Raw genomic sequence first — 26,996 nt, forward strand, 5'->3', positions numbered from 1 at the left:
GACACCTGTGTCCATTGGGCAATCGGGACCGCGGGCCGTACGAGCGCGGTATCGGCCATCTAAGCCAAGTGAAATGCATTTGCGCGTGTCAGGCGCATGGCGGATTTCATTTGCTTGGTGATCCTCCTCCCATGGGGCAAACTCCCTGCCGGGCTGTCAGGAGGAGAAATGAGAGCACGCGCAGCGACGGTCGGAGATCTCGAGGATGTTTTCCGCGGCCTGTCCAAGCGAATGTCGGACGAGTACCTGGCGGCCGGCAAGGACAGCAAGGCCGCCTACGACAATCTGATGATGAACCTGAAGGAAGGCCGGGCCCATGCGCTGGTCGAGGGCGAGCAGGCCGTCGCCTTTATCGCCTGGCATGAGCATGGCGACGCGGCCGACACGCTGTTTGCCGCGCAGGAGGACTTCTTCAGAGCGGCAACCGTTCGCTTCTGCAGGCGTCACATCCGCCACATCCAGGCGCTCGCCGGCAACCTGCCCGTGCACTCGCGCAGCTGGCTCGATGGACCGGACGTCGCAAAATGGTTTCGGCTCATCGGCTATGTCGAGCGGGGACAGGAGAATGGCGCCACCCTGTTCGAACTGCCGCCGGCGCCCAATGGGTGACACGGGTTATTGGCGCAGCGGCTTGCACCGCGCAGCAATTGGCGGGATGGTGTGGAAGGCAGCCGGGGGCGCTGGCAGGCCGGAGATGCATGGCTGCTGGAAATCAAAATGGTGCGAGCTTGTTTGGCCCTTGTCGCCCTTGTTGCCCTTGCGAGGCCAACAGAAGCAGGCGAGCGAGCGGCTCCTCTCTTCGACCGCTCCGATCTGGCGTCCGCGTATTCGGGTGAGTCCGACCTCGTAACCGCATATACGACCGGGATGGCCCGGTACCGTCTTCAGCTCATGGCGCGTACCGGCACCGCCAATCTCGCCGCCCCTCTCGAACCTTTGGCCCTGCGGCCGGAATTTCGCCAGCGGACATGGCGCTCGGCCGATGGCAGCCTGCTGCAGGGCTTCGCCGGCAAAGGCGGCTTCCGGCTGACTGTCGGCAACTGCCTTGCCCGCCTCTGCGCGGCCAGCGAATGCAGCGAGGCCGGCTGGCCGGTCTATGCCTGCAGCGACGGCCATAAGCGCAAGATGTCGGTGAAGAGCTTCGTGACGGCAACCTTCGACGGCGTCCCTTACCGGCGGTTGAGCGCTCCGCCGGAACCGTGATTTGATTGCGGTCGACGACGCTGCCGGTTCAGCAAAGTCAGGTACTCGTCACCACCCGAAACGCTGGCTGCACCGCTTCTCGTCACCGGAGCAGCCACATCAGCACGGGACCGCCAGCGAGCGTGGCGACCAGGCCGGCCGGGATCTGGCGCGGGATCAAGGTGCGGCCGATCTGCGAGCGAAAGGCAATGCGAGAAGTGCAAGCACGGCGGCCAGGTTGCGCCGGCGTTGCCCGGCATGGCATCTGTCGGCCGATGACACGCAAGCCCCTACGACAGCTTCCCGAATTCCCGCGACGACCGATCGCTGGAAAAGTCAGCCTCAACCGAGCGCTGTCGAAGCTAGGATTCTGCTCGCGCAAGCAGGCCGAACTGATGATCGCCGAAGGACGCGTGCGCGTTGCCGGCAAGGTGGCGCGCGATCCGTCGCTGCGCGTCGATCCGGATCGCGACCGCATCGCAGTCGATGGCGCACAGGTCGCCGCGGAACGAAAAGTGTATCTGATGCTCAACAAGCCGCGCGGGCTGGTCACCACGCGCGACGACCCCGACGGGCGCGGCACGGTCTATGACTGCCTTGCTGATCTTGACCTGCCCTTCGTGTCGCCGGTCGGCCGTCTCGACAAAGCGAGCGAAGGTCTGCTGTTGATGACCAACGACACGCGCTGGGCGAACGGCTTGCTCGATCCTGCCTCGCATGTCGCCAAGACCTATCATGTGCAGATTGCTTCCGCGCCCGACGAGAAGATGCTCGAGCGGTTCCGCCAAGGCGCTGTCGTCGACGGGGAATTGCTGACGGCGAGCTCGATCGCGCTCTTGCGCAGCGGCGGGCGCACGGCCTGGCTGGAGATCGTGCTCGACGAAGGCCGCAACCGCCAGATCCGCCGCATGCTCGGCGCCTTCGACATCGAGGTGCTCAGGCTGGTGCGGGTGGCGATCGGGAGGCTGCAGTTGGGTGATCTCGCGAAGGGCAAGGCGCGGCATTTAACGGCCGTGGAGCTGGCGATGCTTGCCGCTTAACAGGGGCCGGAACTACTTTTGGTTCCAGCGGCGGATGACCGGTTCGGTCAGGTCGTGCTCGTAGCCGAGGATGCTGAGGCTCGCGGTATCGAGGACGAAATGTTCGCCGCCTTCCGGCGGCAGGCTGATCCAGCGCGCCGCAAGCACGCGCAGGAAATGCGAGCTCGAGAAGATGAGCACATTGCCGGCCGCCGTCCGGATTTCGGCCACGATCGCATCGGCCCTTGCGCCGACATCGGCTGCCGTCTCGCCGCCCGGACAGCCGTCGCGAAACAACTGCCAGCCGGGACGTCCGGCAAGGATTTCCTTCGTCGTCACGCCTTCATAGGCGCCATAATCCCATTCCTGCAGGTCGGCCTTCTTGAGCGCGCGCTCGCCGAAGCCGGCCAGCCGGCAGGTGTCGAAGGCGCGCTGCGATGGGCTCGACCAGACCGCCTGGAAGGTCTGCTCCTTGAGGCGGTCGGCGACGCCGCGTGCGGCCTGTTCGCCTTTCGCGGTCAACGGAATGTCGGTGCGGCCGGTATGCTTTCCCGATGCGCTCCATTCCGTCTCGCCATGGCGGACAAGGTAGATCTCGGGAAACGCGCTGCTCATCCGCCGGCCCTCACGCTTGGATGCACCGGCAAGAATGCCGGCCCGCGCCACCCTATGCGGCGTCCGACAAAAAGGACAGGCCGCGGCGGAGCCACGGCCTGTTTCGGCTTGGGTGGACGCTCGTTGTCTGTGCAACTCCGGATCGAAGGCTACGGTGAAGTCACCGAGGCAATTTTCCGGGAATTGTTTCGATCGCTCAGGCCGGCTGCAGGCCGCCTGAGAGCGCGAGGTCTGCCTCCTCCGGCATCTGGCCGGCCATGGCGGCGGCGAACTGCTTCTGGTCGAGCTCGCCTTCCCAGCGCGCCACGACGATGGTCGCGACGGCATTGCCGACGAAGTTGGTGAGCGCGCGACACTCCGACATGAAGCGGTCCACGCCGAGGATCAGCGCCATGCCGGCAACCGGCACCGAAGGCACGACCGAAAGCGTGGCTGCCAAGGTGATGAAGCCCGCGCCGGTGATGCCGGCGGCCCCCTTGGAGCTCAGCATGGCAACGAGCAGCAGCAGGATCTGGTCGCCGAAAGTGAGCGGCGTGTCGGTCGCCTGGGCGATGAACAGCGCTGCCAGCGTCATGTAGATGTTGGTGCCGTCGAGGTTGAACGAATAGCCGGTCGGGATGACGAGACCGACCACCGAGCGGTTGCAGCCGGCGCGCTCCATCTTGGCCATCAGGCCGGGAAGCGCTGCCTCCGACGAGGAAGTGCCGAGCACCAGGAGCAGCTCTTCCTTGATGTAGCGGATCAGCGCCAGGATGGAGAAGCCGTTGTACCATGCCACCGCTCCCAGCACGATCAGCACGAAGAGCAGCGACGTCAGGTAAAAGGTGCCGATCAGGAAGGCGAGATTGGCGATCGCCCCGATGCCGTATTTGCCGACGGTGAAGGCCATGGCGCCGAAGGCGCCGATGGGCGCAGCCTTCATCAGGATGGCGACGAGGCGGAAGATCGGCGCCGTCAGCGCCTGCAGGAAGTCGACCACCGGACGAGCGCGCTCGCCGACCAAAGCGAGAGCGACGCCGAACAGCACCGAGAAGAACAACACCTGCAGGATGTCGCCCTGGGCGAAGGCGCCGGTGATGGTGTCGGGGATGATGTTCATCAGGAAGCCGACGATCGTCGTGTCATGCGCCTTCTCGGTGAAGGTCGAGACCTTCGAGGCGTCGAGCGTCGCCGGATTGATGTGCATGCCGGCGCCGGGCTGGACGACATTTGACACGATCAGGCCAACGATGAGCGCCAGCGTCGAGAAGACGAGGAAATAGATCATCGCCTTGCCGGCGACCCGGCCGACCTTATGCAGGTCGGAGACGCCGGCGATGCCGGTCGCGACGGTGAGGAAGATCACTGGCGCGATCACCATCTTGACCAGCTTGATGAAGGCATCGCCGAGCGGCTTCAGCGAGGCGCCGATGTCGGGATAGAAATGGCCGAGCAGGATGCCGGCGGCGATCGCCGCCAGGACCTGCACGTAAAGATGCCGATAAAAGGGAACTTTGCCGCGCGGTTCCGCGGCAGCGATTGCCGTCTGCATGATGTCCTCCGTTCGGCCCCGATCGAGAAGCTCGACCTCCCGGGGCAGTTGACCTTCACAGCCTCGCGGCTGCTGCGGATGCATTTGCAACGGCCGTGCCAGATTGCGCCTTGAGGCGTCGAGCATTGATTTTGTTTGGTTTTCTGACGCAACGCGCTTTGCCATTCGACAGCGCAGTGCGGCGATCCGCATAGCTCGAATTGTGCTTTGTGCGAAATCATGCACAAATGGGCGATGCTGCAACGCCCCGCCGCTGCCCTCGCTTCGACGCCCGAACTGCTCGCCGGGCGGGCGCGGCGCGCCTGGCTGCTGTTTGCGGCGGTGGCGCTTCTCATCGTCTTTGCAGCGCTCTATGGCGCCGGCCTCTACGGACGCTCGACCGAGATCGAGGCGCTGTCGGCGCAAGGGCGGACCGACGCCAATCTCAAGGTGGCGCTGCTGCGTGCGGTGCTCGAAAACCCGCGCGCGCTGCCGCTGCTTCTGTCCGAAGACCAGCAGGTGCATGACGCGCTCGCTGAGCGCAGCCCCGCCTCGATCGACGTGCTGAACCGCAAGCTCGAAGGGCTGGTTTCGGGCACCAAGGCCTCGGTGCTTTACGTCACCGGCCCGGACGGGCTGGCCATCGCTTCCAGCAACTGGCGCGAGCCGGTTAGCTTTGTCGGCAATGACTACGGTTTTCGCGCCTATTTCTCGGGCGCCATGCAATCCGGCACGGCCGAGTATTTCGCGCTCGGCAATGTCAGCAAGCGCCCGGGCCTCTACATTTCGCGCCGTGTCGGGAGTGCGGCGGCCCCGCTCGGCGTCGTCGTGGTCAAGATGGAGTTCGACCAGCTCGAAGCCGACTGGCACGAGGCGAACCGCCCGGCCTATGTCAGCGACGAGCATGGGGTGGTGCTGATCACCAGCGTGCCCTCCTGGCGCTTCATGACGACGGCGCCGCTGGCCGCTCCAGTCGCGGCCGACATCCGCGCCAGCCAGCAGTTCGGCGAGGCTCCGCTGGTGCCGTTGCCCATCACGAGACCGCAACCGCTGAGCCTCGATGTCGCACTGGTGCACGCCATCACGCCCGGCGGCAGCGACGCGGAGTATCTGCGGCTATCCACCGCCGTGCCGTCGACGCCATGGCGCCTCGACTATCTCGTGCCGGCGGAAGCGCCGATCGCGGCGGCGCAGCGCGAAATGCGTTTGTTGGCCCTCGGCGTCCTTGTCCCGCTGCTCGCTTTGGCCGCTTATCTGTTGTGGCGCCGGCAGTCCGCGCAGATGCGGATCGCTGCCGAGCAGGCAGCGCGCGCCGAACTCGAACGGCGCGTCGTCGAGCGCACGCAGGACCTCAGCCTCGCGCGCGACCGGCTGCAGGCCGAGATCGCCGACCACCGCAGCACCGAAGCCAAGCTGCAGGTCATGCAGCAGGAGCTGGTGCAGGCCAACCGCCTGGCGACGCTCGGCCAGGTTGCCGCGGGCGTCGCGCATGAGATCAACCAGCCGGTGGCGACCATCCGCGCCTATGCCGACAATGCGCGCGTTTTCCTGGAACGCAAGCAGACGGCGCCGGCGGAGGAAAATCTCGGCGCCATCGCAGCGCTGACCGAACGCATCGGCTCCATCACCGAGGAGCTGAAAGCTTTCGCCCGCAAGGGTCGCACCGCCGCCGAGCCGGTCGAGTTGCGCAGCGTCATCGAAGGCGCAGTGGTGCTGCTCAGGAGCCGCTTTGCCGGCCGATTGGACGCGCTGGCGATCACGCTGCCGCCGGCGACGCTGAAAGTGATGGGGAACCGGCTGCGGTTGGAGCAGGTGCTGATCAACCTGTTCCAGAACGCGTTGGAAGCGCTCGAGGGGCGTGACGGTGCTCGGGTCGAAGTGTCCGCCGCGGAAACCGCCGACGGCGTCGCGCTGATCGTGTCCGATAACGGACCGGGGATTCCGCCGGCGATCCTGAAATCGCTGTTCACGCCTTTCAATACCTCGAAGGAAAAGGGCTTGGGGCTCGGGCTCGTCATCTCGAAGGACATCGTCGCCGACTATGGCGGGCGTATCGAGGTGACAAGCAGCGGGACCGGCACCCGCTTCACCATCCATCTCTCGAAGGCTGGCCCGAGATGACAGACGGCAATCCGGTCATCCTGATCGATGACGATAGTGACCTGCTCAAGGCGACGAAGCAGACGCTCGAACTTGCCGGTTTTGCCGTGTCTGCCTTTTCCTCGGCAAGCGAGGCACTCGCCGGCCTCGATGCCGGCTTTGCCGGCGTCTTGGTGTCAGACATCCGCATGCCCGAAATGGACGGCCTGCAGCTTTTCGACCTCGTGGTCGACCTTGACCCGGATATCCCCGTCATCCTCGTCACCGGGCACGGCGATATCGCCATGGCGGTAAAGGCGATCAAGGACGGCGCCTATGACTTCATCACCAAGCCCTTCGCGGCCGACCGGCTGGCGCAAAGTGTATGGCGCGCCGCGGAAAAGCGCCGTCTTGTTATGGAGAACCGCGCCTTGCGCGAAGCGGCCGAGCAGGCGCAGGAAGGCCTTCCGCTGATCGGCCAGACACCGGCTATGGAGCGGCTGCGCCGCACGCTGAGACAGATCGCCGACACCGATGTCGATGTGCTGGTGACCGGCGAGACAGGCTCGGGCAAGGAGGTGGTGGCGAGCCTGCTGCATCGCTGGAGCCGCCGCGCCAAGGGCAATTTCGTCGCGCTCAATTGCGGCACGTTGCCGGAGACGGTGATCGAAAGCGAATTGTTTGGCCATGAGGCCGGTGCCTTCACGGGCGCGCAGAAGAAGCGCGTCGGCCGCATCGAGCATTCGAGCGGCGGCACGCTGTTCCTCGATGAGATCGAAAGCATGCCGCCCTCCACTCAGGTGCAGATGCTGCGCGTGCTCGAAATGCGCGAGGTGACGCCACTCGGCACCAACGAAATCCGGCCGGTCGACCTGCGCGTCGTTGCCGCCGCCAAGATCGATCTCGGCGATCCCGGCCAGCGCGGCAATTTCCGCGAAGACCTCTATTATCGGCTGAATGTGGTGACGCTTTCGATCCCGCCATTGCGCGAGCGCCGGGACGACGTGCCGTTGCTGTTCGGGTATTTCGCCGAGCGCGCCGCTGCCCGCTTTCATCGCCAGGTGCCCGCGGCGCCGGCCGCCGTCCAGCGCCATCTGCGCGAACACGACTGGCCCGGCAATGTCCGCGAGCTCGCCCATTTTGCCGAGCGCTTCGTGCTCGGTCTGGAAGAGATCGGCAGCAGCCCCGCCGCTCAGCCGACAGATTTGGACGTCTCGATGCCCTTGCCGGAACGGCTGGAGCGCTACGAGGCCGAGATCATCCGCGAGACACTTGGCCGCAATGGCGGCGATGTCCGGCGTACGATCGAGGCGCTCGGCATTCCGCGCAAGACCTTCTACGACAAGCTGCAGCGGCACGGCATCGTGCGCAGCGATTTTTCCAGAGAGATCAAGCTTGTGGAACCCGATCGAAGCCCCCGGCGTTGAGGCTATCCAGGAAACCGTGGCACGTTGGCACCAGCCGGTTGGCGAACGCATGATGGCGGTGGCCTTGCCGGTTGCACTTGGCAAGCGTTGATGGTTTGTTGCCGCTCAGCGGAGAACGAATGATGCGCGAATCCCTCGGTCAAGACGAATACGGCTCGGCCAGCCCCTTTGATCCCGACGATCTGCCGAATCTCAACGCCATGGGACCGGCGATGGGCAGCGGCAATGATTTCGAGAAATATGCCGTTGCCGTCATCATCGTGTTCGGCGCGCTGATCATCGGCGGCCTGATGGCCGCGTCGATGACCTTCGGCCACCGCAACGGCTTCCTGTTTGCGTTGGGCGGCGCCACTTCGGCCTGGATTTCGGGCAACGCGCTGCTGATTGACCGGCCGCGCATTTATGCGCTGTTCGTCGGCATTGCCGCGGTGCTGCTGATTGCCTCAACCATCACCCTTGTCGTGTAGTCAGTAGCCCAGCGCCTCGCCGGAAGCGGCGCGGCTGTCGATGGCTCCGTTGTAGCGGGCGCCGCCGCCTTTCTCGATCTCCGCCAGGCTCTTGCCGCCGACCAGGATGCCGGCCGCCTGGCCCCAGGTCTGGTCGCTGAGATCGAGATGATAGCCCATGCCGGCAAGCAGCCTTTCGGTGTCGGGAGAAAGCCCGAAAGGCTCGACATAGACGGTGTCGGGCAGCCATTGATGGTGGATGCGCGGAGCGTCGATCGCCTCCTGAATGTTCATGCCGTGGTCGATGACGTTGACGATTGCCTCCAGCGTGATGGTGATGATGCGCGAGCCACCCGGGCTGCCGATGACCATGAACGGCTTGCCGTCCTTCACAACGACGGTCGGGCTCATCGAGGACAGCGGGGTCTTCTTCGGCTGGATCGCGTTGGCCTCGCCTTGGACCAGTCCGTAGAGGTTGGGCACGCCGGGCTTCTGGGTGAAATCGTCCATTTCGTTGTTGAGCAGGATCCCGGTGCCGTCGGCGACGACGCCGGCGCCGAAGGAACCATTGAGCGTATAGGTGACGGCTACCGCGTTGCCATCCCTGTCGATGATAGAATAATGGGTGGTTTCCTTCGACTCGCCGAAACCCTTGGGCATCAGGTCCTTCGAGACGCCGGCGCGGAACGGATCGATCTTGTCGCGGATGTCCTTGGCATAGCCCTTGTCGAGCAGTTTCGAGACCGGATTGTCGACGAAATCCGGATCGCCGAGCGCCGAATTGCGGTCGACATAGGCATGACGCATGGCCTCGACCATGACGTGGACGGTCTCAGCCGAGCCGGCTCCGAGATAGGACAGCGGATAGCCTTCGAGCACATTGAGGATTTCGCAGATGATGACGCCGCCCGAACTCGGCGGCGGCGAGGAGATGATCTCGTAGCCGCGATAGGAACAGGTCACCGGCTTCAGCTCGCGCACCGCGTACTGCTCGAAATCGCCTTTGGCGAGGATGCCGCCCTTGGCGCCGCTCGCCTTGACGATCGCGTCGGCAATCGGCCCCTTGTAGAAGGCATCGGGGCCTTTCTCGGAGATCGCCGAGAGCGAGGCCGCAAGGTCCGACTGAACTAGCTTCTCGCCGATGCCATAGGGCTTCCCGTCTTTTTTCAGAAAAATAGCGGCCGCTGCCGGATCCTTGGCCAGCCGGTCGGCGCCGCCGGCGAAGGAGGCCGCGTCGCCCTGGTTGAGGACGAAGCCGTCCTTGGCATAGGCGATCGCCGGGGCCATGAGATCCTGTCTGGACAAGGTCCCGTATCTCTCGCGCGCCATCTCGAAGCCGGCCACCGAACCAGGCACGCCGACGGCGAGATAACCGTCGAGGCTGGCACCTTTGATCGGCTTGCCCTCCTTATCGAGATACATCGTCTTGGTCGCCGCAAGGGGCGCGCGCTCGCGGAAATCGATGAAGGTCGAACGGCCGTCCTTCAAGCGGATGGTCATGAAACCGCCGCCGCCGATATTGCCCGCATTCGGATAGACGACGGCCAGCGCATAGCCGACGGCGACCGCCGCATCGACGGCGTTGCCGCCCTTCTTCAGCACGTCGACGCCGACTTCGGTGGCGAGATGCTGGGCGGTCACCACCATGCCGTGCTCGCCCTTGGCGGGAGCCGGCGAAGCCGCAAAAACGGCGGCCGATGGTGTGAAGGCAACAGTGAGCGCAAAGCTGACGGCGATCAGCGTCCGGCGGGTGAGATGCATGGTGGGTCTCCAAGGCGGGGGGACACCCAGGAAAGACCGTTGGAGCGCGTTAGTCCAATAACAATTGGAGTAGCATTGGGCAGAGCCCTCACCTGCCCCGAATTGCGAAGGGCAATTCGGGGCAGTCCGACCTCTTCCCGCGGGGGAAGGAGCTCGTCAGCGCCGACGCCAACCTCTTCTGCCTTGGGAGAAAGGCGGCCGCGAAGCGGCCGGATCAGGGTGTCAGACGATCCCGCCGCCACCGCCGGCGACGCCCGGCCGCTCCGCCGCGACCTTCGCCCGGTAGCCGGCCTCGCGATAGGCGGCGACCGGATCAATGGCGCCGCCGGTTCTCAGCCGCGCCATGGCGAGGATCGGCTCGACATCGGTGCGGTAGGCGGTCTTCAGCGTCTGCGTCGCCATCAGGGCGTCGTTCGCTTCCTGAAACCCGTCCAGCGCCTTGCGGTCGACCAGCAGCGCCTGCGCATAGGCGCGCTGCACCTCGACCGCGGACTGCATCAAGCTTTCGATCGGATCGGTGACGTTGTGGCTCTGGTCGAGCATATGCGCGGGATGGAAGCCCTTGGCACCCGAAAGCTCTGCATCGACCAGCTCGTTGAAGACCAAAAACAGCCGGTAAGGATCGATCGAACCGGCGTCGAGATCGTCGTCGCCATATTTGGAATCGTTGAAGTGGAAGCCGCCGAGCTTGCCGAATTGAATCAGCCGCGACACGATCATCTCGATGTTGACGTTGGGCGCGTGGTGGCCGAGGTCGACGAGGCAGAAGGCCTTGTCGCCGAGCTCCTTGGCGATGATGTAGTTCGTGCCCCAGTCCTGCACGACGGTCGAATAGAAGGCCGGCTCGTACATCTTGTGCTCGGTAAACAGCCGCCAGTCGTCCGGCAGGCCGGCGTAGATTTGCCGCATGGCGTCTAGATAGCGCTCGAAGGCCTTGGCGAAACTGACCTGGCCGGGGAAGTTCGAGCCGTCGCCGATCCATACCGTCAGCGCCTTCGAGCCAAGCGTCCTGCCGATCTCGATGCATTCGAGATTGTGCTCGACCGCCTGGCGGCGCGTGCCGGCATCGGCGTGCGACAGCGAGCCGAATTTGTAGGAGAGCTTCTGGTCCTTCGCGTCGGAAAAGGTGTTGGAGTTCATCGCATCGAACCCGAGCCCGAAACGCGCCGCCGCCTGCTTCAGCCGGTTCGGATCGGCCTTGTCCCACGGGATATGCAGCGAGACGGTAGGCGTCGCTTGCGTCAGCTGGCTGATGACGGCGCAATCCTCGATCTTGTCGAAGATGTCGCGCGGCTCCCCGGCGCCGGGAAAACGGGCAAAACGCGTGCCGCCGGTGCCGACGCCCCAGGACGGGATCGCGACCCCGAATTTTTCCATCTTGTCGCGGATGGCGTCGATGGCAATGCCGCGCCGGTCGAGGCGCTCGCCGAGCGAGGCGTAGTCGCGCTCGAGGGCGGGTTGGCGAGTTGAGTTGTGGTTGGCGACGAGGTCGGCTGAGATGATCTGTTCGGACATTTTTTCCTCCCAATTCGTCTGCGCTGCCCCTCATCCGCCTACCGGCACCTTCTCCCCGTATAGTCACGGGGAGAAGGGACGCGTTCCAGCGCTGGCGCCCCCTCTCCCCGTTCTTACGGGGAGAGGGTAAGGGTGAGGGGCAGCGCTGGCTCTGACAATTTACCGCGTAAAGCTCTGCGCGTTGCCGGCGTCGACATTGACGATGTTGCCGGTCGACTTGGCCGACATGTCGGAAGCGAAGAAGTAGATCGCTTCGGCGATATCTTCCGGAAATACCGAGCGTTTCAGCATCGAACGCGACCGGTAATGCTCCTCGAGATCGTCGGTCGACATCTTGTAGGCGGCGGCGCGCTGTTCCTTCCACTCGCCGGTCCAGATCTTGGAGCCGCGCAGCACGGCGTCCGGATTGACGACGTTGACCCTGATCTGCGCCTCCGCACCCTCAAGCGCGAGACAGCGCGCGAGATGGATCTCGGCCGCCTTGGCCGTGCAGTAAGCGGCGGCGTTGGGCGAAGCGGCAAGGCCGTTCTTGGAGGCGACGAAGACGACATTGCCGCCGATCTTCTGCGCGCGGAACAGCCGGAAAGCCTCGCGCGAAACGAGGAAATAGCCGGTCGACAGGATGTCCATATTCTTGTTCCACAACGCCAGCGTCGTCTCCTCGATCGGCGCCGAGGAGGCCAGGCCGGCATTGGAAACGAGAATGTCGATGCCGCCGAACTCGACCGAAGTTTCGGCAAAGCCCGACGTGACCTGATCTTCCGAGGTCACGTCGATCCGCACCGGACGGACGAAGTCTTTGCCGTAGGCTTTCGACAGCTCTTCGTGAGCGCCGGCAAGCGCGGTCTCATCGATATCGGCCAGCACGACGCAGGCGCCTTCGCGCAGCAGGCGGCTGGCGGTGGCGCGGCCGATGCCGCCGGCACCGCCGGTGACCAGGGCGATCTGTCCCGCCAGCGCCTTCGGCTTCGGCAGGCGCTGGAGCTTGGCTTCTTCCAACTGCCAGTATTCGATGTCGAAGGCCTCCTGAGCCGGCAGGCCGACATAGGACGAGACCGTCGAGGCGCCGCGCATGACGTTGATGGCGTTGACGTAGAACTCGCCGGAGATGCGCGCCGTCGCCTTGTCGCCGGCGAAAGTGAACATGCCGACGCCCGGCATCAGATAGACGACCGCGTTCGGATCGCGGATGGCGGGCGAGTCCTTATGTTTGCAGCTGTCGTAGTAGGCCTGGTAGCCAACCCGATAGGCCGCAATGTCGTCGGCGAGGCGCGCGATGACGGCATCGACATCCGGCTTTGCCGGATCGAACTCGATCACCAATGGCCGGATCTTGGTGCGCAGGAAATGGTCCGGACAGGACGTGCCCAGGGCCGCCAGTGGGCGCAGGTCTTTCGAATTGACGAATTCGAGCACTGCCGGCTGGTCGTCGAAATGGCCGAGCTTATGGCTCTTTTCCGAGATCAGGCCGCGGATTCTCGGCATGAGTTTCGCGGCAATGGCACGCCGTGCCGGCGCCTCGAGCGCCTTCACCACCTCGCCGCCGAAGATCGCCTTGCCCTCGGATTTGCGCTCGAACCAGTCGATCGCCTGATTGATCACCGAAATCGTCGTTTCGTAGCATTCCTTCGGCGCGTCGCCCCAGGTGAACAGGCCGTGGCCTTCGAGAACCACTCCCTTGGCGCCAGGGTTGTCGCGGCAGAATTTCTCCAGCCACAGCCCAAGCTCGAAGCCCGGCCGCTTCCAGGGCAGCCAGCCGATGGCCTCGCCAAACACCTCTTTCGTGATCGCTCTGGAGTCCTTCGCCGCGGCAATCGCGATAATGGCATCGGGATGCATGTGGTCGACGCAAGCCTTCGGCACGAAGGCATGCAGCGGCGTGTCGATGGAGGCCGCGCGCGGATTGAGGTTGAAGGTGCAGTGGGGCAGATAGCCCACCATCTCATCCTCGTGGTCGACGCCGCGATAGAGGCTCTTCAGCGCGCGCAGCTTGTCCATGTAGAGGGTTGCAAACCCGTCGAGCTTGATCGAAGCGCTGTCGCCGCCCGAGCCCTTGACCCACAGGACCTGGACGTCCTCACCGGTCAGCGGGTCTTTCTGCCAGACCTTGGACGAGGTGTTGCCGCCGCCATAATTGGTGACGCGCTTGTCTGAACCCAGCGTGTTCGAGCGATAGACCAGAAGCTCGGGACCGCTCATCCCTTCGGCCTTTGCATCGTCCCACAAATTGGCGAGGCGCGAGCCGGAGCGCTTGTCGAGCATAGGTATCCTCCCTTGGGACGCTAAAAATGAGCAGTCCAATTCTGGCTGGAATGTCTACGCAACTGGGCCTCTTGTCAATCACAAACGATCAAAATCGATCATATTGCACTGCACAATGAAAATATGTGATCGGAAATGATTGACACTGCGCGTTTTCTGGTGCCTGATAGCCAGGCAGGGAGGAACCATGCACGAAAAAGAGCGCCACAGGATCATTCTGTCCGCCGTCCAGGAAAAGCCTGTGGTGACGGTGCAGGAAATGGTCGACCTGACGGACTCCTCCGAGGCGACGATCCGGCGCGATATCGCGGCGCTGCATGTGCAAAAGCGCCTGCGCCGGGTGCGCGGCGGCGCCGAGGCGATCTCACCGCCGCAAATCATCGGCCTTGCCGGCCGGCCCTTCTCGGTCAACGAAACGCTGAACGCCGCGCAGAAGCGGGCGATCGCGCGGGAAGCGGTGAACCTTTGCAAGGACGGCGAGCCAATCATCATCAATGGCGGCACCACGACCTTCCAGATGGTGCATTTCCTGACCGGCCGCCGCATGCCGATCTTCACCAACTCGTTCCCGATCGCCGAGCATCTGCTCAAGCACTCGAAGAACATGGTGATGCTGTCGGGCGGCACGATCTATCGCGAGCAGAACATCATCCTGTCGCCCTTCGACAATGACGTGACGCGCAATTTCTATGCGCGGCGCATGTTCATGGGCGCTCAAGGGTTAGGCCCGCTCGGCTTGATGGAAGGCGACCCGCTGCTGATCCAGGCGGAGCAAAAACTGATCGACCAGGCCGACGAGCTGGTGGTGCTGGTCGATTCCTCGAAATTCCGCATGCGATCCAGCCTGATCCTGTGCGGGCTGTCGCGCATCACGACCGTGATCACAGACGACGGTATCGACGACCGCGAAGCCAAGATGCTGGAAACCGCGGGTGTGGCGCTGATCGTCGCCCGCAAACAGTCAAGCGACAAGGAGGAATCTTCACTGCAGGCCTGAGGACAACTCGCGCCCGCAGCGGCGATGGAATGCAACGCTCAAGGGAGGATATTCGAATGAGCTTTTTGAAGAAACTGCTGGTCACGGCGGCCTTTTCCGCCGCCATGTTCGTGAATGGCGCCTATGCCGAGAACGTCAAGATCGCGCTGGTCGTGAAGTCGCTCGGCAACGGCTTCTTCGACGCCGCCAACAAGGGCGCCGAGGAAGCGGCCAAGGAACTGGGCGACGTCGACGTGATCTATACCGGTCCGACCAAAGCGACGGCGGAGGCGCAGATCGAGGTGATCAACTCGCTGATCGCGCAGAAGGTCAATGCCATCGCCGTCTCGGCCAATGACGCCGATGCGCTGGTGCCGGTGCTGAAGAAGGCGATGGATCGCGGCATCACCGTGATCTCGTGGGACTCCGGCGTCGCCAAGGAAGGCCGCCAGCTCCACCTCAACCCGTCCGACACCAATTTGATCGGCGAGACCATCATCAAGCTCGCCGCCGACTACCTGCCGGAAGGCGGCGATGTCGCCATCCTCTCGGCATCCTCGACCGCGACCAACCAGAATGCCTGGATCGAAGCGGCCAAGAAGGTGCTGCCGGAGAAGTTCCCGAAGATCAAGCTGGTCGCCACCGTCTATGGCGACGACGACTCCGCCAAGAGCACCGACGAAGCCAAGGGCCTGTTGAAATCCTATCCGAACCTCAAGGCGATCATCGCGCCGACCACCGTCGGCGTCGTTGCCGCCGCGCAGGTCGTCACCGACGAGAACCTGATCGGCAAGGTCAACGTCACCGGCCTCGCGCTGCCGTCGGAGTTCAAGAAGTTCATCGACAACGGCGCCAGCCAGGCGGTCGCGCTGTGGAACCCGATCGACCTCGGCTACTCGGCGATCTATCTCGCGCATGACCTGGCGGTGAAGAAAGAAGAGGCCAAGCCCGGCGCCACGCTGTCGATCGGCCGCGTCGGCAAGGTGACGCTCGACGACACCAACTCGGCTGCGATGGCTCCGCCCTTCCAGTTCGACAAGACCAACATCGAGAAGTTCTCAAAGATCTATTGATCTGAGGAGCTTGCACCCTCCCCCTTGTGGGGAGGGTCGGCGAGGCGGTGTCGCGAAGCAAAACTGGCGAGACGGGGCGGGGGTGACGACGCTTCCATGCACCAGGACCTTAACTTGATATGCTAGACAACCCCCATCCCGCTCACGTTGTTCGCGACCCTCCCCGCGAGGGCGAGGACAAATTGGCCCCGCGCCTGACGCTCTCAGGCATCTCCAAGAGTTTTCCGGGCGTTCGGGCGCTGCACAATGTCAGCCTGTCGCTCTATCCCGGACAGGTGACGGCGCTGATCGGCGAGAACGGCGCCGGCAAGTCGACGCTGGTCAAGATCATGACCGGCATCTACCAGCCCGACGCCGGCGAAATCAGCATCGACGGCCAGGCCACGACGCTGCCCAGCGCGCATGCCGCCTTCGGCCACGGCATCACCGCCATCCATCAGGAGACGGTGCTGTTCGACGACCTTTCGGTCGCCGAAAACATCTTCCTCGGCCATGCGCCGCGCACCCGCTTCGGCACCATCGACTGGCGCACCATGCGCAAAAATGCGCGCGAGGTGCTGGAGACGATGCGCGCCGGCCACATCGACGCCGACACCCGCCTGAAGGACCTCGGCATCGCCAACAAGCATCTGGTGGCGGTGGCGCGCGCCATGTCCATCGACGCGCGCATCGTCATCATGGACGAGCCGACCGCCGCACTTTCGATGAAGGAGATCGACGAACTTTTCCTCTTGATCGAATTCCTGAAGAGCGAAGGCAAGGCGGTGCTCTTCATCAGCCACAAGTTCGACGAGATCTACCGCATCGCCGACCGCTACACCGTCTTCCGCGACGGCGAGATGGTGGGCGAAGGCCTGCTCAAGGACACCGGCCAGAACGAGATCGTGCGTATGATGGTCGGCCGCAACGTCGACCACATCTTTCCGCAGCGCGAGCCGAAGATCGGCGCGCCGGTGCTGTCGGTCTCCGGCCTGTCGCACCCGACCGAGTTCGACGATATCGGCTTCGAATTGCGCAAGGGCGAAATCCTCGGCTTCTATGGCCTCGTCGGTGCCGGCCGCAGCGAGGTGATGCAGGCGATCGCCGGCATTACGCGCACCAGCCGCGGCACGATTTCGCTGGACGGCAACTCAATCGCGCCGAAATCGGCGGCGGATTCGATCGAGGCCGGCATCGTCTATGTGCCGGAAGAGCGCGGCAAGCAGGGTGTCGTCATCGGCCTGCCGATCTTTCAGAACGTATCGCTGCCTTCGCTTGCGCGCACCTCGAAATCCGGTGTGCTCAAGCTGGCGGAAGAATTCTCATTGGCCCGCTCCTACACCGAGCGGCTGGACCTGCGCGCCTCGTCGCTCAGCCAGGATGTCGGCACGCTTTCCGGCGGCAACCAGCAGAAGGTGGTCATCGCCAAATGGCTGGCGACGACGCCGAAGGTCATCATCCTCGACGAGCCGACCAAGGGCATCGACATCGGCTCCAAAGCCGCCGTGCACGGCTTCATGGCCGAGCTCGTGGCGCAGGGGCTATCGGTGATCATGGTCTCCTCGGAACTGCCGGAAATCCTCGGCATGTCCGACCGGGTCGTGGTCATGCGTGAAGGCCGTATCGCGGCCACCTACGACAACAAAGGCCTCGACGCCGAGACGCTGGTCAGGACCGCAGCGGGGATCGCGGCATGAAGAATTTTCTCAAATATCGCGAGATCTGGCTGCTCGCCGGCATCGTCCTGTTGATCGGGCTGATCTCGACCCGCTTCCCCGGTTTTGCCTATCCGGCCAATCTGCGCCAGGTGTTCAACGACACCTCGATCCTGATGATCCTGGCGCTCGGCCAGATGGTGGTGATCCTGACGCGCTCGATCGATCTGTCGATGGCGTCCAACCTCTGCTTCACCGGCATGGTGGTGGCGATGCTCAACGCTGCCCATCCGGCGATCCCGATCCCGGTGCTGATCGTCATCGCACTGCTTGTCGGCCTCCTACTCGGCGCCATCAACGGCTTCCTGGTGTGGCGGCTGAATATCCCGTCCATCGTGGTCACGCTCGGCACGCTCACCATCTATCGCGGCGCCACCTTCGTCGTCTCCGGCGGCGCCTGGGTCAATGCCGACCAGATGAGCCCCGACTTCATCAACTTCCAGCGCGCCGCCTTCCTCGGCCTGCCGGTCCTGTCGTGGATCGCGCTTCTCGTCATTGCGCTGTTCTTTCTGGCGATGACGCGCACGCAGATCGGCCGCTCGATCTATGCCATCGGCGTCAACCCGACCGCCTCGGTCTATGCCGGCATCGATGTCGGCCGCACCAAGTTCATCGTCTTTTGCATTTCCGGCATGATCGGCGGGCTAGCCGGGTACTTATGGATCTCGCGCTACGTGATCGCCTCGGTCGAAGTCGCCAACGGCTACGAGCTCAACATCATCGCCGCCTGCGTCATCGGCGGCATCTCGATCGCCGGCGGCATTGGCTCGGTCGGCGGCGCGGTGCTCGGCGCGCTCTTCCTCGGCATCATCTCCAACGCGCTGCCGGTCATCAACATCTCGCCCTTCTGGCAGATGGCGATCTCGGGCAGCGCCATCATCCTGGCCGTGGTGCTCAACGCGCGCGGCGAGCGCCGGCAGGGTCGCATCATCCTCAGAAAGGCGGAAGCGGCATGACCGACACCCCTGCCCCGCGCCATATCCCCGACCGGCTCGACAAGCCGCTTTCTTCGGCGATCTTTTCCTGGGAGGCACTGCTCGTAGTCATCGCGATCCTCATCTTCGCGGTGAACAGCTTCGCCTCGCCCTATTTCCTCGACCCGTGGTCGCTCTCGGATCTGACCTTCAACTTCACCGAAAAGGGCCTGATTGCGCTTGCAATGGCGCTGCTGATCATCTCGGGCGAGATCGACCTGTCGGTTGCCGCGATTGTCGCGCTCGCTTCGACGATGATGGGCATGGCGGCGCAGGCGGGCGCCGGCACGCCGGTGCTGGTCGCGATCGGCATCGCCGTGGGGCTCGGCTGCGGCGCCTTCAACGGATTGCTCGTCACCAGGCTCGGCCTGCCTTCCATCGTCGTCACCATCGGCACGATGAGCCTGTTTCGCGGCATCGCCTTCATCATCCTCGGCGACCAGGCCTATAAGGGATATCCGGAGAGTTTCGCCTTCTTCGGCCAAGGTTATGTCTGGTGGGTCTTCTCGTTCGAGCTGGCGTTGTTCCTTTTCGCGGCGCTGGTCTACTGGTTCGTGCTGCATCGCACGAGCTTCGGCCGGCGCGTCTTTGCCATTGGCAACAATCCGGTCGCCTGCCAGTTCTCCGGTGTGCGCGTCGACCGCATCAAATTCATCCTGTTTTGCCTCACCGGGCTGATGTCGGGCATCGCCTCGGTGCTGATCACGTCGCGGCTCGGCTCGACAAGGCCGTCGATAGCGCAGGGCTATGAGCTGGAGGCCATCACCATGGTGGTGCTGGGAGGTGTGTCGATCCTCGGCGGCGCCGGCAGCATCCTCGGCGTGGTTCTTGCCGCCTTCATCATGGGGCTGGTGACCTTCGGCCTCGGCCTGCTCAACGTGCCCGGCATCGTCATGTCGATCTTCATCGGCCTGCTGCTGATCATCGTCATTGCGCTGCCGATCGTCTGGCGGCGGCTGCGCGAAGGACGTTTCGCCTGATGGAGAAACACGCCTTCAAGATGAAGCTCAATCCCGGCATGAAGGCCGAGTACAAGCGCCGCCATGACGAGATCTGGCCTGAGCTGGCGGAGCTGCTGAGAGATGCCGGCGTCTCCGACTATTCGATCTATCTCGACGAGGAGACCAGCATCCTCTTCGGCGTGCTGTGGCGACGTGACGATCACGGCATGGCCGACCTGCCGAAACATCCTGTTATGCAGCGCTGGTGGGCGCATATGGCCGACCTCATGGAAACCAAACCCGACAATGAGCCGGTGGCGGTGCCGCTGGAAACCATGTTCCATATGGCATGATCCGCCACGTCGCCGTCATCGATATCGGCAAGACCAACGCCAAGGTGGCGCTGGTCGAGCTCACGACGCCGAGCGAGATCGCGCTGCGCCGCACCGCGAACGCGCCCGTTTGGCAGGCGCCCTACCCCTATCACGATGTCGAGGCGCTGTGGACGTTCATCCTGAACAGCCTCGCCGATATCAACCGCGAGCGGCGGATCGATGCGATCTCGATCACCACGCATGGCGCGACCGGGGCGCTGGTCGACGCCGCCGGCGAACTGGTGCTGCCGGTGCTCGACTATGAGTTCGACGGCCCCGACCAGCTTGCGGCCGACTACGACGCCGTACGCGCTCCCTTCGCCGAAACAGGCACGCCGCGGTTGCCCATCGGCCTTAATCTCGGCGCGCAATTCTTCTGGCAGCAAAAGCTCTTTCCAGTGGAATTCGCCAAGTCCGCCGCGATGCTGATGTATCCGCAATATTGGGCGCTGCGGCTGACCGGCGTCGCCGCCAACGAAGTGACATCGCTGGGCTGCCACACCGATCTGTGGAACCCCTGGACGTCCGACTATTCCTCGCTGGTCGACAGGATGGGCTGGCGTCCGCTGATGGCGCCCGTGCGTCGGGCGAAGGACAGGCTCGGATCGATCCTGCCGGCGATTGCCCGACTGACAGGGCTCGACCCCGCGACTCCCGTGTTCTGCGGCCTGCACGACTCCAACGCCTCGCTTCTGCCGCATCTGTTGTCCGATCGGCCGCCCTTCTCCGTCGTCTCGACCGGCACATGGGTGGTGTCGATGGCGGTCGGCGGCAAGAAGGTCGAGCTCGACCCGGCGCGCGACACGCTGGTCAATGTCAATGCGCTCGGCGATCCCGTGCCGTCGGCGCGCTTCATGGGTGGACGCGAGTTTTCGCTGCTGACTGAAGGCCAGCGGCAGGACTGGACCGAGGCCGATGTTGCCGCCGCGCTGGCACGAAAAGCATCGCTTCTGCCGTCAACCCAACAAGGCTCCGGGCCATTCCCTCACCGCGCCGCGCAATGGGTCAACGCCGAGGGCTTGCCTCCCGGCCAGCGCTTCACCGCCATCTCGTTCTATCTGGCGCTGATGACCGTGACCTGCCTGGAGTTGATTGGCGGCGACGGGCCGACGACGGTCGAAGGGCCCTTTGCGCGGAACCCGCTTTTCATCCGCATGCTGGCGGCGGCAACGGGACGGGCTGTCATTGCGTCGGAGACGTCGACAGGAACGAGCATCGGCGCGGCACTGCTGGCGTCAGACGGCGCTACCGTCATCAGCAAAGGCGAGCGGACCGAGCCACCCGCAGATCCGGCTTGGCATGATTACGCGCGAGCGTGGCAGCGGGTCGTCGGGACGTGATCCCCGCCATGGTATTTGCCACAACTTGACAGGTCACGCCGACCAGCGCCGACATAGGCCGGTGGCAACTTGCGGACCGAACGTCTCAGCCCGCTGTCGCGTAAAGCAACCCTTGCGGATCGATCTCGGGCTTGCGGCCGGCGACGAGGTCGGACAGGAATTTTCCCGAGCCGCAAGCCATGGTCCAGCCGAGATGGCCGTGGCCGGTGTCGAGATAGAGGTTGCGGTATTTCGCCTGACCGAAGATGGGCACGGAACTCGGCATCATCGGCCTCAGGCCTGCCCAAAGCAGCGCCTTCTTCTCGTCGAAGGCGCCCGGGAACAGGTCCTTGCCGGTTTCCAGGATGGTTCTGAAATCACCCGGCTTGAAGCTGCGATCGAAGCCGATGAATTCCGCCGTCGAGGACATCCGCAGCCGGTTGCCCAGCCTCGAATAGCCGATCAGCCGGTCTTCGTCGGCGCCACCCATGGTGGGGCCCCTGCTTTCGTCCTCGAGCGGGACGGTCACGGTGTAGCCCTTCACCGGGTAGACGGGCAGGTCGATGCCGTAGCGGCGGCCGAACAGGCCGCTTTCGGGTCCCATCGAAATGACGACGGCGTCGCCCGTTACCGGTCCGGCCGAGGTCATCACGGCTCGCACCCGGTCGCCCTCGATGTCGAGGCCCTCGATTGTCGTGCCGAACAGGAACCTGACGCCGAGCTTCTCGGCCGCATAGGCGGCGAGCTTGTCGACGAATTGCTTGGAATCGCCGGTCTGGTCGATTGGAGAATAGATGCCGCCGGCGATCTTGTCCTTCACGCTGGCAAGGCCCGGCTCCAGCTCGGCCAAGCGGTCGCGGCCGACGATCTCGATCGGCAGGCCGCGCTCGCCGAGATAGCGGTAATTGTCGGTGCCGGTGTCGAAGCTTTTCTGCGAGCGGAAGAAGTAGAGGATGCCTTTCTTGCGTTCGTCGTAATGGATGCCGGTCGCCTCCGAGAGCGCATTGATGCAGTCGCGCGAATAGAGCGCGAGCCTCAGCTTGACGTCGGTGTTGGCGCGCAGGCGCGCTACGGTGCACTCGCGCAGGAAGCGCAGGCTCCAGGCATAGAAATACGGATCGAGGCGCAGCCGGACCTTGATGCCGAGGTCATGGTTCCAGAGCGCGCGCAGAAAGGTCTTCAGCGCCGCCGGCGAGGCCCAGGCGGTGGCGTCGCCCGGCGAGACCAGGCCGGCGTTCGACTGGCTGGTGCCGCGCGCCGCTGCCTCATGGCGCTCGATCACCGTCACCTCATGACCGTCTTTAGCCAGATAGTAGGCGGCCGCCGTGCCAATCACGCCGGCGCCGAGCACCAAGACCTTCATGCCGTCCCTCAAGGCTCATTCCAATAGTGCGCCTTCGGCACACCAACGCATGAGCCTCAATACCGCGTCTAAACTCGCCGGACGAGCCCTTGGCCCAACAGGTCAGTCTCATTACGCAATTCCGGGACGAAGGCTACGGCGAAGTCGCCGAACCCAACCGCTACACACTTTCCTCAACTGCTTAGTTTCGAACGGAGTTCTTGGTCGTCAGGATGCGTTCCCAGGCCAGCGCATCCTTGACGATCTGGTCGAGATCGTCGCGCTGCGGCGTCCAGCCGAACTCCTTGCGGGCAAGGTCGGAATTGGCGACCACGGCGGCGGCGTCGCCCGGCCGTCGCGCACCCATGCGAACGTCGAAATCATGGCCGAAGGCGCGGCGCACGCTGTCGATCACTTCCAGCACCGAATAGCCATGGCTGTAGCCGCAATTGGCCACGAGGCTCTCCCCGCCATCGCGCAGCCGCTGCAGTGCCAACCGGTGCGCCGCCGCCAGATCGCTGACATGGATGTAGTCGCGGATGCAGGTGCCGTCCGGTGTCGGATAGTCCTTGCCGAAGACCTGCATGAATGGCCGCTTGCCGAGCGCCGTCTCGCAGGCGACCTTGATCAGATGCGTGGCGCCGGGCGTCGACTGTCCGGTGCGGCCCTTGGGATCGGCGCCGGCGACATTGAAATAGCGCAGCGCCGTGTAGCGGATGTCGTGCGCAATCGCGGCATCGCGCAGCATCCACTCGCTCATCAGCTTGGAGAGGCCGTAAGGCGATTCCGGCGCCAGCCGGGCATCCTCGCGCACCGGCTCCAGCCCGGCGCCGCCATAGACGGCTGCGGTGGACGAGAAGATGAAATGCGGCACGCCCTCGCGCACGGCGGTTTCGATGAGCGCGCGCGTCTTGCAGGTGTTGTTCTCGTAATAGCCGAGCGGATCGGCGACGGATTCCGGCACCACGATCGAGCCGGCGAAATGGATGATGGCGTCGACCTTGTTTTCCCGGATGATCCGGCCGACCAGATCGCGATCGGCGACGTCGCCGACGACGAGCTTCGCCTCCGGCGCCACCGCCCATTCGAAGCCGGTGGAAAGCCTGTCGAGCACGACGACGCTTTCGCCGGCGTCCAAAAGCTCCCAGACCATGTGGCTGCCGATATAGCCGGCACCGCCCGTCACCAAAACCGTCATCGCTTACCTCGCTGATCAAGATTATCGGAAACTGTCTCAACAGCCGCCGTGCTGGAAACCCCGCCGTAAGCCCATTAGCCTCCCATTTTAGTGTTAAGTCTGTAACAGTTCCGCCTGCCCGAGGCATCGTACCGAAACAAAGCTGGTTCACATCCCCGGGAATAGGCCATGATCCGGCATCGTTAGGAACAGGCCGCGGGGCGTGGCATTTTGACCGGTGCGGCGCGGTGGACGTAATATAGGCCCGTGACTATGATCCGGCGCAAAATTGGGAAGCCGACATGAACTACCAGCGGTTCTTCGAAGACGCGATCGACCAGCTCCATGCCGAGCGGCGCTACCGCGTTTTCGCCGACCTCGAGCGCATCGTGGGCAAGTTTCCACGCGCCATCTGGCGCTCCAACGGTCGCGCCCAGGAAATCACCGTCTGGTGCTCCAACGACTATCTTGGCATGGGCCAGAATCCGGACGTCATCGCCGCCTTCCAGAACGCGGCAGGCCGGATGGGCTCGGGCGCTGGCGGCACCCGCAACATTTCCGGCACGTCCAACCCGCTGGTCGAGCTGGAGCATGAGCTCGCCGACCTGCACGACAAAGAGGCGGCGCTGGTCTTCACCTCCGGTTTCGTTTCCAACGAAGCCTCGATCTCGACCATCGCCAGGCTCTTGCCCAACTGCCTGCTCATCTCGGACGAGTTGAACCATGCCTCGATGATCGAAGGCGTGCGGCGTTCCGGGGCCGAGAAGAAGATCTTCCGCCACAACGACGTTGCGCATCTGGAAAGCCTGCTGCAGGCGGCAGGACGCGAGCGCGCCAAGCTGATCGTCTTCGAAAGCGTCTATTCGATGGACGGCGACATCGCGCCGATCAAGCAGATCGTCGAGCTCGCCGAGCGCTACAACGCCCTGACCTATATCGACGAGGTTCATGCTGTCGGCATGTACGGTGCGCGCGGCGGCGGCATCACCGAGCGCGAGGGTCTTGCCGACCGCATCGACATCATCGAGGGGACGCTGGCCAAGGCCTTCGGCACGCTGGGCGGCTACATCACCGGCACGAGCGCTGTGATCGACGCGGTGCGCTCCTATGCGCCGGGCTTCATTTTCACCACCGCGCTGCCGCCCGCGATCGCGGCGGCCGCCACCACCTCGATCAGGCATTTGAAGCGCTCGCAGGCCGAGCGCGACGCCCAGCAGCGCCAGGCAGCGCGGGCCAAGCAGGTGCTTGCCGCGGCCGGGCTGCCGGTGATGGAATCGGCCACCCATATCGTGCCGGTGCTGGTCGGCGATCCCGAGCTTTGCAAGATGGCGAGCGACCGCCTGCTTGGCGTCCACGGCATCTACATCCAGCCGATCAATTATCCGACGGTGCCGCGCGGCACCGAACGGCTGCGCATCACGCCCACCCCGTTCCATTCGGACGCGCTGATCGCCGAACTGCAGGACGCGCTGGTCGAGACCTGGGATGCGCTCGGCATCCCCTATGCCGCCTCCGGCCGTCCGGCCGTCGCCAAGAGCGACCGGGTTATTCCACTCCTGGTGCCGAAGTCAGGCGGCTGAAGCCGCCCGTCTCACACCGTCTTCATCCATTTCGCCAGGCGATTTGCCGCTTCCTCGAGCTGATCGAGGCGGCGGTGGAAGCATAGCCTGAGGAAGGCCTCCCCGCCGGGGCCGAAGGCCGTGCCGGGCGCCAGCCCGACATTGGCGTTGTCGACGATGTCGAAGGCGGCGGCGCGGGAATCGGTGATGCCGTCGACAGTGAAGAACAGGTAGAACGCACCTTGCGGCACGGTGAAGCGCGCCTTGCCGGTGGCAGCCAGGATGTCGCAGACCAGATCGCGCGCCGCACGTGCCCGCTCCACCTGCTCGACGATAAAGCCGTCACCCTTGTCGAGGGCCGCAACCGCGCCGCGCTGCATGAACTGGGCGACGCCCGAGGTCGAATACTGGATCAGGTTCTCGAACACCTGCTGCAGCGCCGGATGCGTCTTGATCCAGCCGACTCGCCAGCCGGTCATCGCCCAGTTCTTGGAGAAGCTGTTGACGAACAGGATGCGGTCTTCCGCCGTTGCGATATCGAGGAAAGACGGCGCGCGGCCGTGGCCATAGTGGAACAGCGCATAGATCTCGTCGGCGATGATCCAAAGCTTCTTCGTGCGGGCCAGATCGAGGATCGCTTGAAGCGTTTCCTTGTCGGCTGTCCAGCCGGTCGGGTTCGAGGGGGTATTGATGAACAGCGCCTTGGTACGCGGCGTGATGGCGGCTGCGATCTTGTCGACATCGCAGGACCAGCCATTCCCGGACTGGTCGAGCGTGACCGGCACGGGAACAGCGCCGGCAACACCGGCGGCGGCAGCGAAATTCGGCCACGCCGGCGAGAGATAGACGACCTCGTCGCCGCTGCCGGCGATCGCGTCGATGGCCAGCTGAATGGCATGCATGCCCGAGCTGGTGACGATGAATTCTTCCTCGGCGAAGCGCTGGCCGAAATACCTGGCATAGTAGCGGGCGAGCGCCTGCCTAAGCTCGGGAATGCCCTTCTGCCAGGTGTAGAAGGTCTCGCCATTGGCGAGGCCGCCTGCGGCGGCATCGCTGATGAAGGAAGGCGTCGGCAGGTCGCCCTCCCCGGCCCAGAGCGGAATCAGGCCTTCGCGCAAGCGGCCGTGATTGACGACGGCGACAATGCCGCTTTCGGGGGCAGCACGGGCTTCTGCGCGCAAGGTCTCAATCAGGATCATGGACAAATCCGTCCTCGTTTTTGCTGCGCTCTTACCAGATCACTGAACAGAAAACCCCAGCCGCAAGCGGCCGGGATTTTGGTCCAGCGAGAACGTTGGATGCGTTATTTCCTGGCGAGCAGGTCGCGGATTTCGGTCAGAAGCTGGACATCCGCCGGCGGCGGCGCCGCGGCAGGCGCGGGCTTCTCTCGCTCCAGCCGCCTGCGCAGATTGTTCACCGCCTTGACCATCAGGAAGATGATGAAGGCGAGGATCAGAAAATTCAGCACGACGGTGATGAAGCTGCCATAAGCGAAAACGGCGCCCTCTTTCTTGGCCTCGGCCAGCGTGGCCGAGTGGACATTGGAGGACAGCCCAAAGAAGTAATTGTTGAAGTCAAGCCCGCCGAAAATCGCGCCGATGATCGGCATGATGATGTCATTGACCAGCGAATCGACGATCTTGCCGAAGGCGGCGCCGATGATGACGGCGACGGCCAAGTCCATCACATTGCCCTTGGAGATGAATTCCTGGAATTCTTTCAGCATCCGACCCTCCTTGCCATAACGGGCC

23 protein-coding genes are annotated in these 26,996 nt (G+C 64.0%); 14 read left to right on the top strand and 9 right to left on the bottom strand.

Going from position 1 to position 26,996, the window contains the following annotated elements; all coding sequences use genetic code 11:
• Positions 1-168: 168 nt before the first annotated feature.
• The 3 genes from EJ078_RS11115 (at position 169) to EJ078_RS11125 (ending at position 2,222) form a co-directional block, all read left to right on the top strand.
• Entirely contained in the window at positions 169-609 is a 441-nt protein-coding gene (locus EJ078_RS11115) for a hypothetical protein (RefSeq protein ID WP_095777431.1), read from the top strand.
• Between the two features lie 9 nt (positions 610-618).
• The gene (locus tag EJ078_RS11120; protein WP_245307477.1) at positions 619-1,203 is read left to right on the top strand and encodes a hypothetical protein; all 585 of its coding nucleotides are present in this window, start codon (positions 619-621) and stop codon (positions 1,201-1,203) included.
• Positions 1,204-1,457: 254 nt separating this feature from the next.
• The gene (locus EJ078_RS11125) at positions 1,458-2,222 is read left to right on the top strand and encodes a pseudouridine synthase (RefSeq protein WP_095799402.1); all 765 of its coding nucleotides are present in this window, start codon (positions 1,458-1,460) and stop codon (positions 2,220-2,222) included.
• A 12-nt stretch (positions 2,223-2,234) separates the two neighbouring features.
• Here EJ078_RS11125 and EJ078_RS11130 read toward each other — a convergent pair whose 3' ends face one another.
• Positions 2,235-2,816, bottom strand: coding sequence for a histidine phosphatase family protein (locus EJ078_RS11130; protein WP_127213807.1), 582 nt, complete (start codon positions 2,814-2,816; stop codon positions 2,235-2,237).
• 196 nt (positions 2,817-3,012) lie between these two features.
• Entirely contained in the window at positions 3,013-4,347 is a 1,335-nt protein-coding gene (locus tag EJ078_RS11135) for a dicarboxylate/amino acid:cation symporter (protein WP_095826078.1), read from the bottom strand.
• Positions 4,348-4,581: 234 nt separating this feature from the next.
• On the opposite strand from EJ078_RS11135, the gene EJ078_RS11140 reads away from it, so the two are divergent.
• From EJ078_RS11140 to EJ078_RS11150, 3 genes are all read left to right on the top strand, one after another.
• Complete coding sequence (locus tag EJ078_RS11140) at positions 4,582-6,447, top strand: sensor histidine kinase (RefSeq protein ID WP_095826079.1); 1,866 nt, start codon at positions 4,582-4,584, stop codon at positions 6,445-6,447.
• A complete protein-coding gene (locus tag EJ078_RS11145) occupies positions 6,444-7,832 on the top strand; it encodes a sigma-54 dependent transcriptional regulator (RefSeq protein ID WP_067322825.1) in 1,389 nt (462 codons plus the stop codon). Before EJ078_RS11140 ends, EJ078_RS11145 begins: the two co-directional genes overlap by 4 nt.
• A gap of 212 nt (positions 7,833-8,044) precedes the next feature.
• Positions 8,045-8,299 carry a hypothetical protein gene (locus tag EJ078_RS11150; protein WP_170950361.1) on the top strand — a complete coding sequence of 85 codons (255 nt, stop codon included), beginning with the start codon at positions 8,045-8,047 and terminating at the stop codon, positions 8,297-8,299.
• On the opposite strand, the gene ggt is transcribed toward EJ078_RS11150, so the two are convergent.
• From ggt to EJ078_RS11165, 3 genes are all read right to left on the bottom strand, one after another.
• On the bottom strand, positions 8,300-10,039 hold the full coding sequence (gene ggt, locus EJ078_RS11155) for a gamma-glutamyltransferase (protein ID WP_127248465.1): 1,740 nt from the start codon (positions 10,037-10,039) through the stop codon (positions 8,300-8,302).
• A 222-nt stretch (positions 10,040-10,261) separates the two neighbouring features.
• On the bottom strand, positions 10,262-11,554 hold the full coding sequence (rhaI, locus tag EJ078_RS11160; protein ID WP_127213809.1) for an L-rhamnose catabolism isomerase: 1,293 nt from the start codon (positions 11,552-11,554) through the stop codon (positions 10,262-10,264).
• Between the two features lie 159 nt (positions 11,555-11,713).
• Complete coding sequence (locus tag EJ078_RS11165; RefSeq protein WP_127404025.1) at positions 11,714-13,816, bottom strand: bifunctional rhamnulose-1-phosphate aldolase/short-chain dehydrogenase; 2,103 nt, start codon at positions 13,814-13,816, stop codon at positions 11,714-11,716.
• Between the two features lie 187 nt (positions 13,817-14,003).
• Here EJ078_RS11165 and EJ078_RS11170 point away from each other — a divergent pair, with 187 nt between their 5' ends.
• From EJ078_RS11170 to EJ078_RS11200, 7 genes are all read left to right on the top strand, one after another.
• A complete protein-coding gene (locus tag EJ078_RS11170) occupies positions 14,004-14,813 on the top strand; it encodes a DeoR/GlpR family DNA-binding transcription regulator (protein ID WP_127217348.1) in 810 nt (269 codons plus the stop codon).
• A gap of 56 nt (positions 14,814-14,869) precedes the next feature.
• On the top strand, positions 14,870-15,865 hold the full coding sequence (rhaS, locus tag EJ078_RS11175) for a rhamnose ABC transporter substrate-binding protein (protein WP_095782942.1): 996 nt from the start codon (positions 14,870-14,872) through the stop codon (positions 15,863-15,865).
• Positions 15,866-15,984: 119 nt separating this feature from the next.
• Positions 15,985-17,541, top strand: coding sequence for a sugar ABC transporter ATP-binding protein (locus EJ078_RS11180; RefSeq protein WP_245322491.1), 1,557 nt, complete (start codon positions 15,985-15,987; stop codon positions 17,539-17,541).
• Positions 17,538-18,515 (top strand): ABC transporter permease, encoded by a 978-nt coding sequence (locus EJ078_RS11185; RefSeq protein WP_127248461.1) that lies wholly within the window; start codon positions 17,538-17,540, stop codon positions 18,513-18,515. Before EJ078_RS11180 ends, EJ078_RS11185 begins: the two co-directional genes overlap by 4 nt.
• A complete protein-coding gene (locus tag EJ078_RS11190) occupies positions 18,512-19,513 on the top strand; it encodes an ABC transporter permease (RefSeq protein WP_095799395.1) in 1,002 nt (333 codons plus the stop codon). The genes EJ078_RS11185 and EJ078_RS11190 overlap by 4 nt, the downstream gene beginning before the upstream one ends.
• Entirely contained in the window at positions 19,513-19,827 is a 315-nt protein-coding gene (gene rhaM, locus EJ078_RS11195; RefSeq protein ID WP_067322795.1) for an L-rhamnose mutarotase, read from the top strand. The genes EJ078_RS11190 and rhaM overlap by 1 nt, the downstream gene beginning before the upstream one ends.
• The gene (locus EJ078_RS11200; protein WP_127214412.1) at positions 19,824-21,188 is read left to right on the top strand and encodes an FGGY-family carbohydrate kinase; all 1,365 of its coding nucleotides are present in this window, start codon (positions 19,824-19,826) and stop codon (positions 21,186-21,188) included. The genes rhaM and EJ078_RS11200 overlap by 4 nt, the downstream gene beginning before the upstream one ends.
• An 85-nt stretch (positions 21,189-21,273) precedes the next feature.
• Here the strand turns inward: EJ078_RS11200 and EJ078_RS11205 are convergent, their stop codons facing one another.
• A complete protein-coding gene (locus EJ078_RS11205; RefSeq protein ID WP_127214410.1) occupies positions 21,274-22,530 on the bottom strand; it encodes a D-amino acid dehydrogenase in 1,257 nt (418 codons plus the stop codon).
• 181 nt (positions 22,531-22,711) lie between these two features.
• Positions 22,712-23,707 (bottom strand): UDP-glucose 4-epimerase GalE, encoded by a 996-nt coding sequence (gene galE / locus EJ078_RS11210; RefSeq protein WP_095777447.1) that lies wholly within the window; start codon positions 23,705-23,707, stop codon positions 22,712-22,714.
• A 281-nt stretch (positions 23,708-23,988) separates the two neighbouring features.
• On the opposite strand from galE, the gene hemA reads away from it, so the two are divergent.
• Positions 23,989-25,266, top strand: coding sequence for a 5-aminolevulinate synthase (gene hemA, locus EJ078_RS11215; protein ID WP_127324990.1), 1,278 nt, complete (start codon positions 23,989-23,991; stop codon positions 25,264-25,266).
• Positions 25,267-25,277: 11 nt separating this feature from the next.
• Here the strand turns inward: hemA and EJ078_RS11220 are convergent, their stop codons facing one another.
• Positions 25,278-26,444, bottom strand: coding sequence for a pyridoxal phosphate-dependent aminotransferase (locus tag EJ078_RS11220; protein WP_127214406.1), 1,167 nt, complete (start codon positions 26,442-26,444; stop codon positions 25,278-25,280).
• Positions 26,445-26,548: 104 nt separating this feature from the next.
• Positions 26,549-26,971 (bottom strand): large conductance mechanosensitive channel protein MscL, encoded by a 423-nt coding sequence (gene mscL / locus EJ078_RS11225; RefSeq protein WP_095777596.1) that lies wholly within the window; start codon positions 26,969-26,971, stop codon positions 26,549-26,551.
• Between the last annotated feature and the right edge of the window lie 25 nt (positions 26,972-26,996).

Origin of the sequence: Mesorhizobium sp. M1A.F.Ca.IN.022.06.1.1, from assembly GCF_003952605.1 — a bacterium.
Taxonomy (GTDB): Bacteria; Pseudomonadota; Alphaproteobacteria; order Rhizobiales; family Rhizobiaceae; genus Mesorhizobium.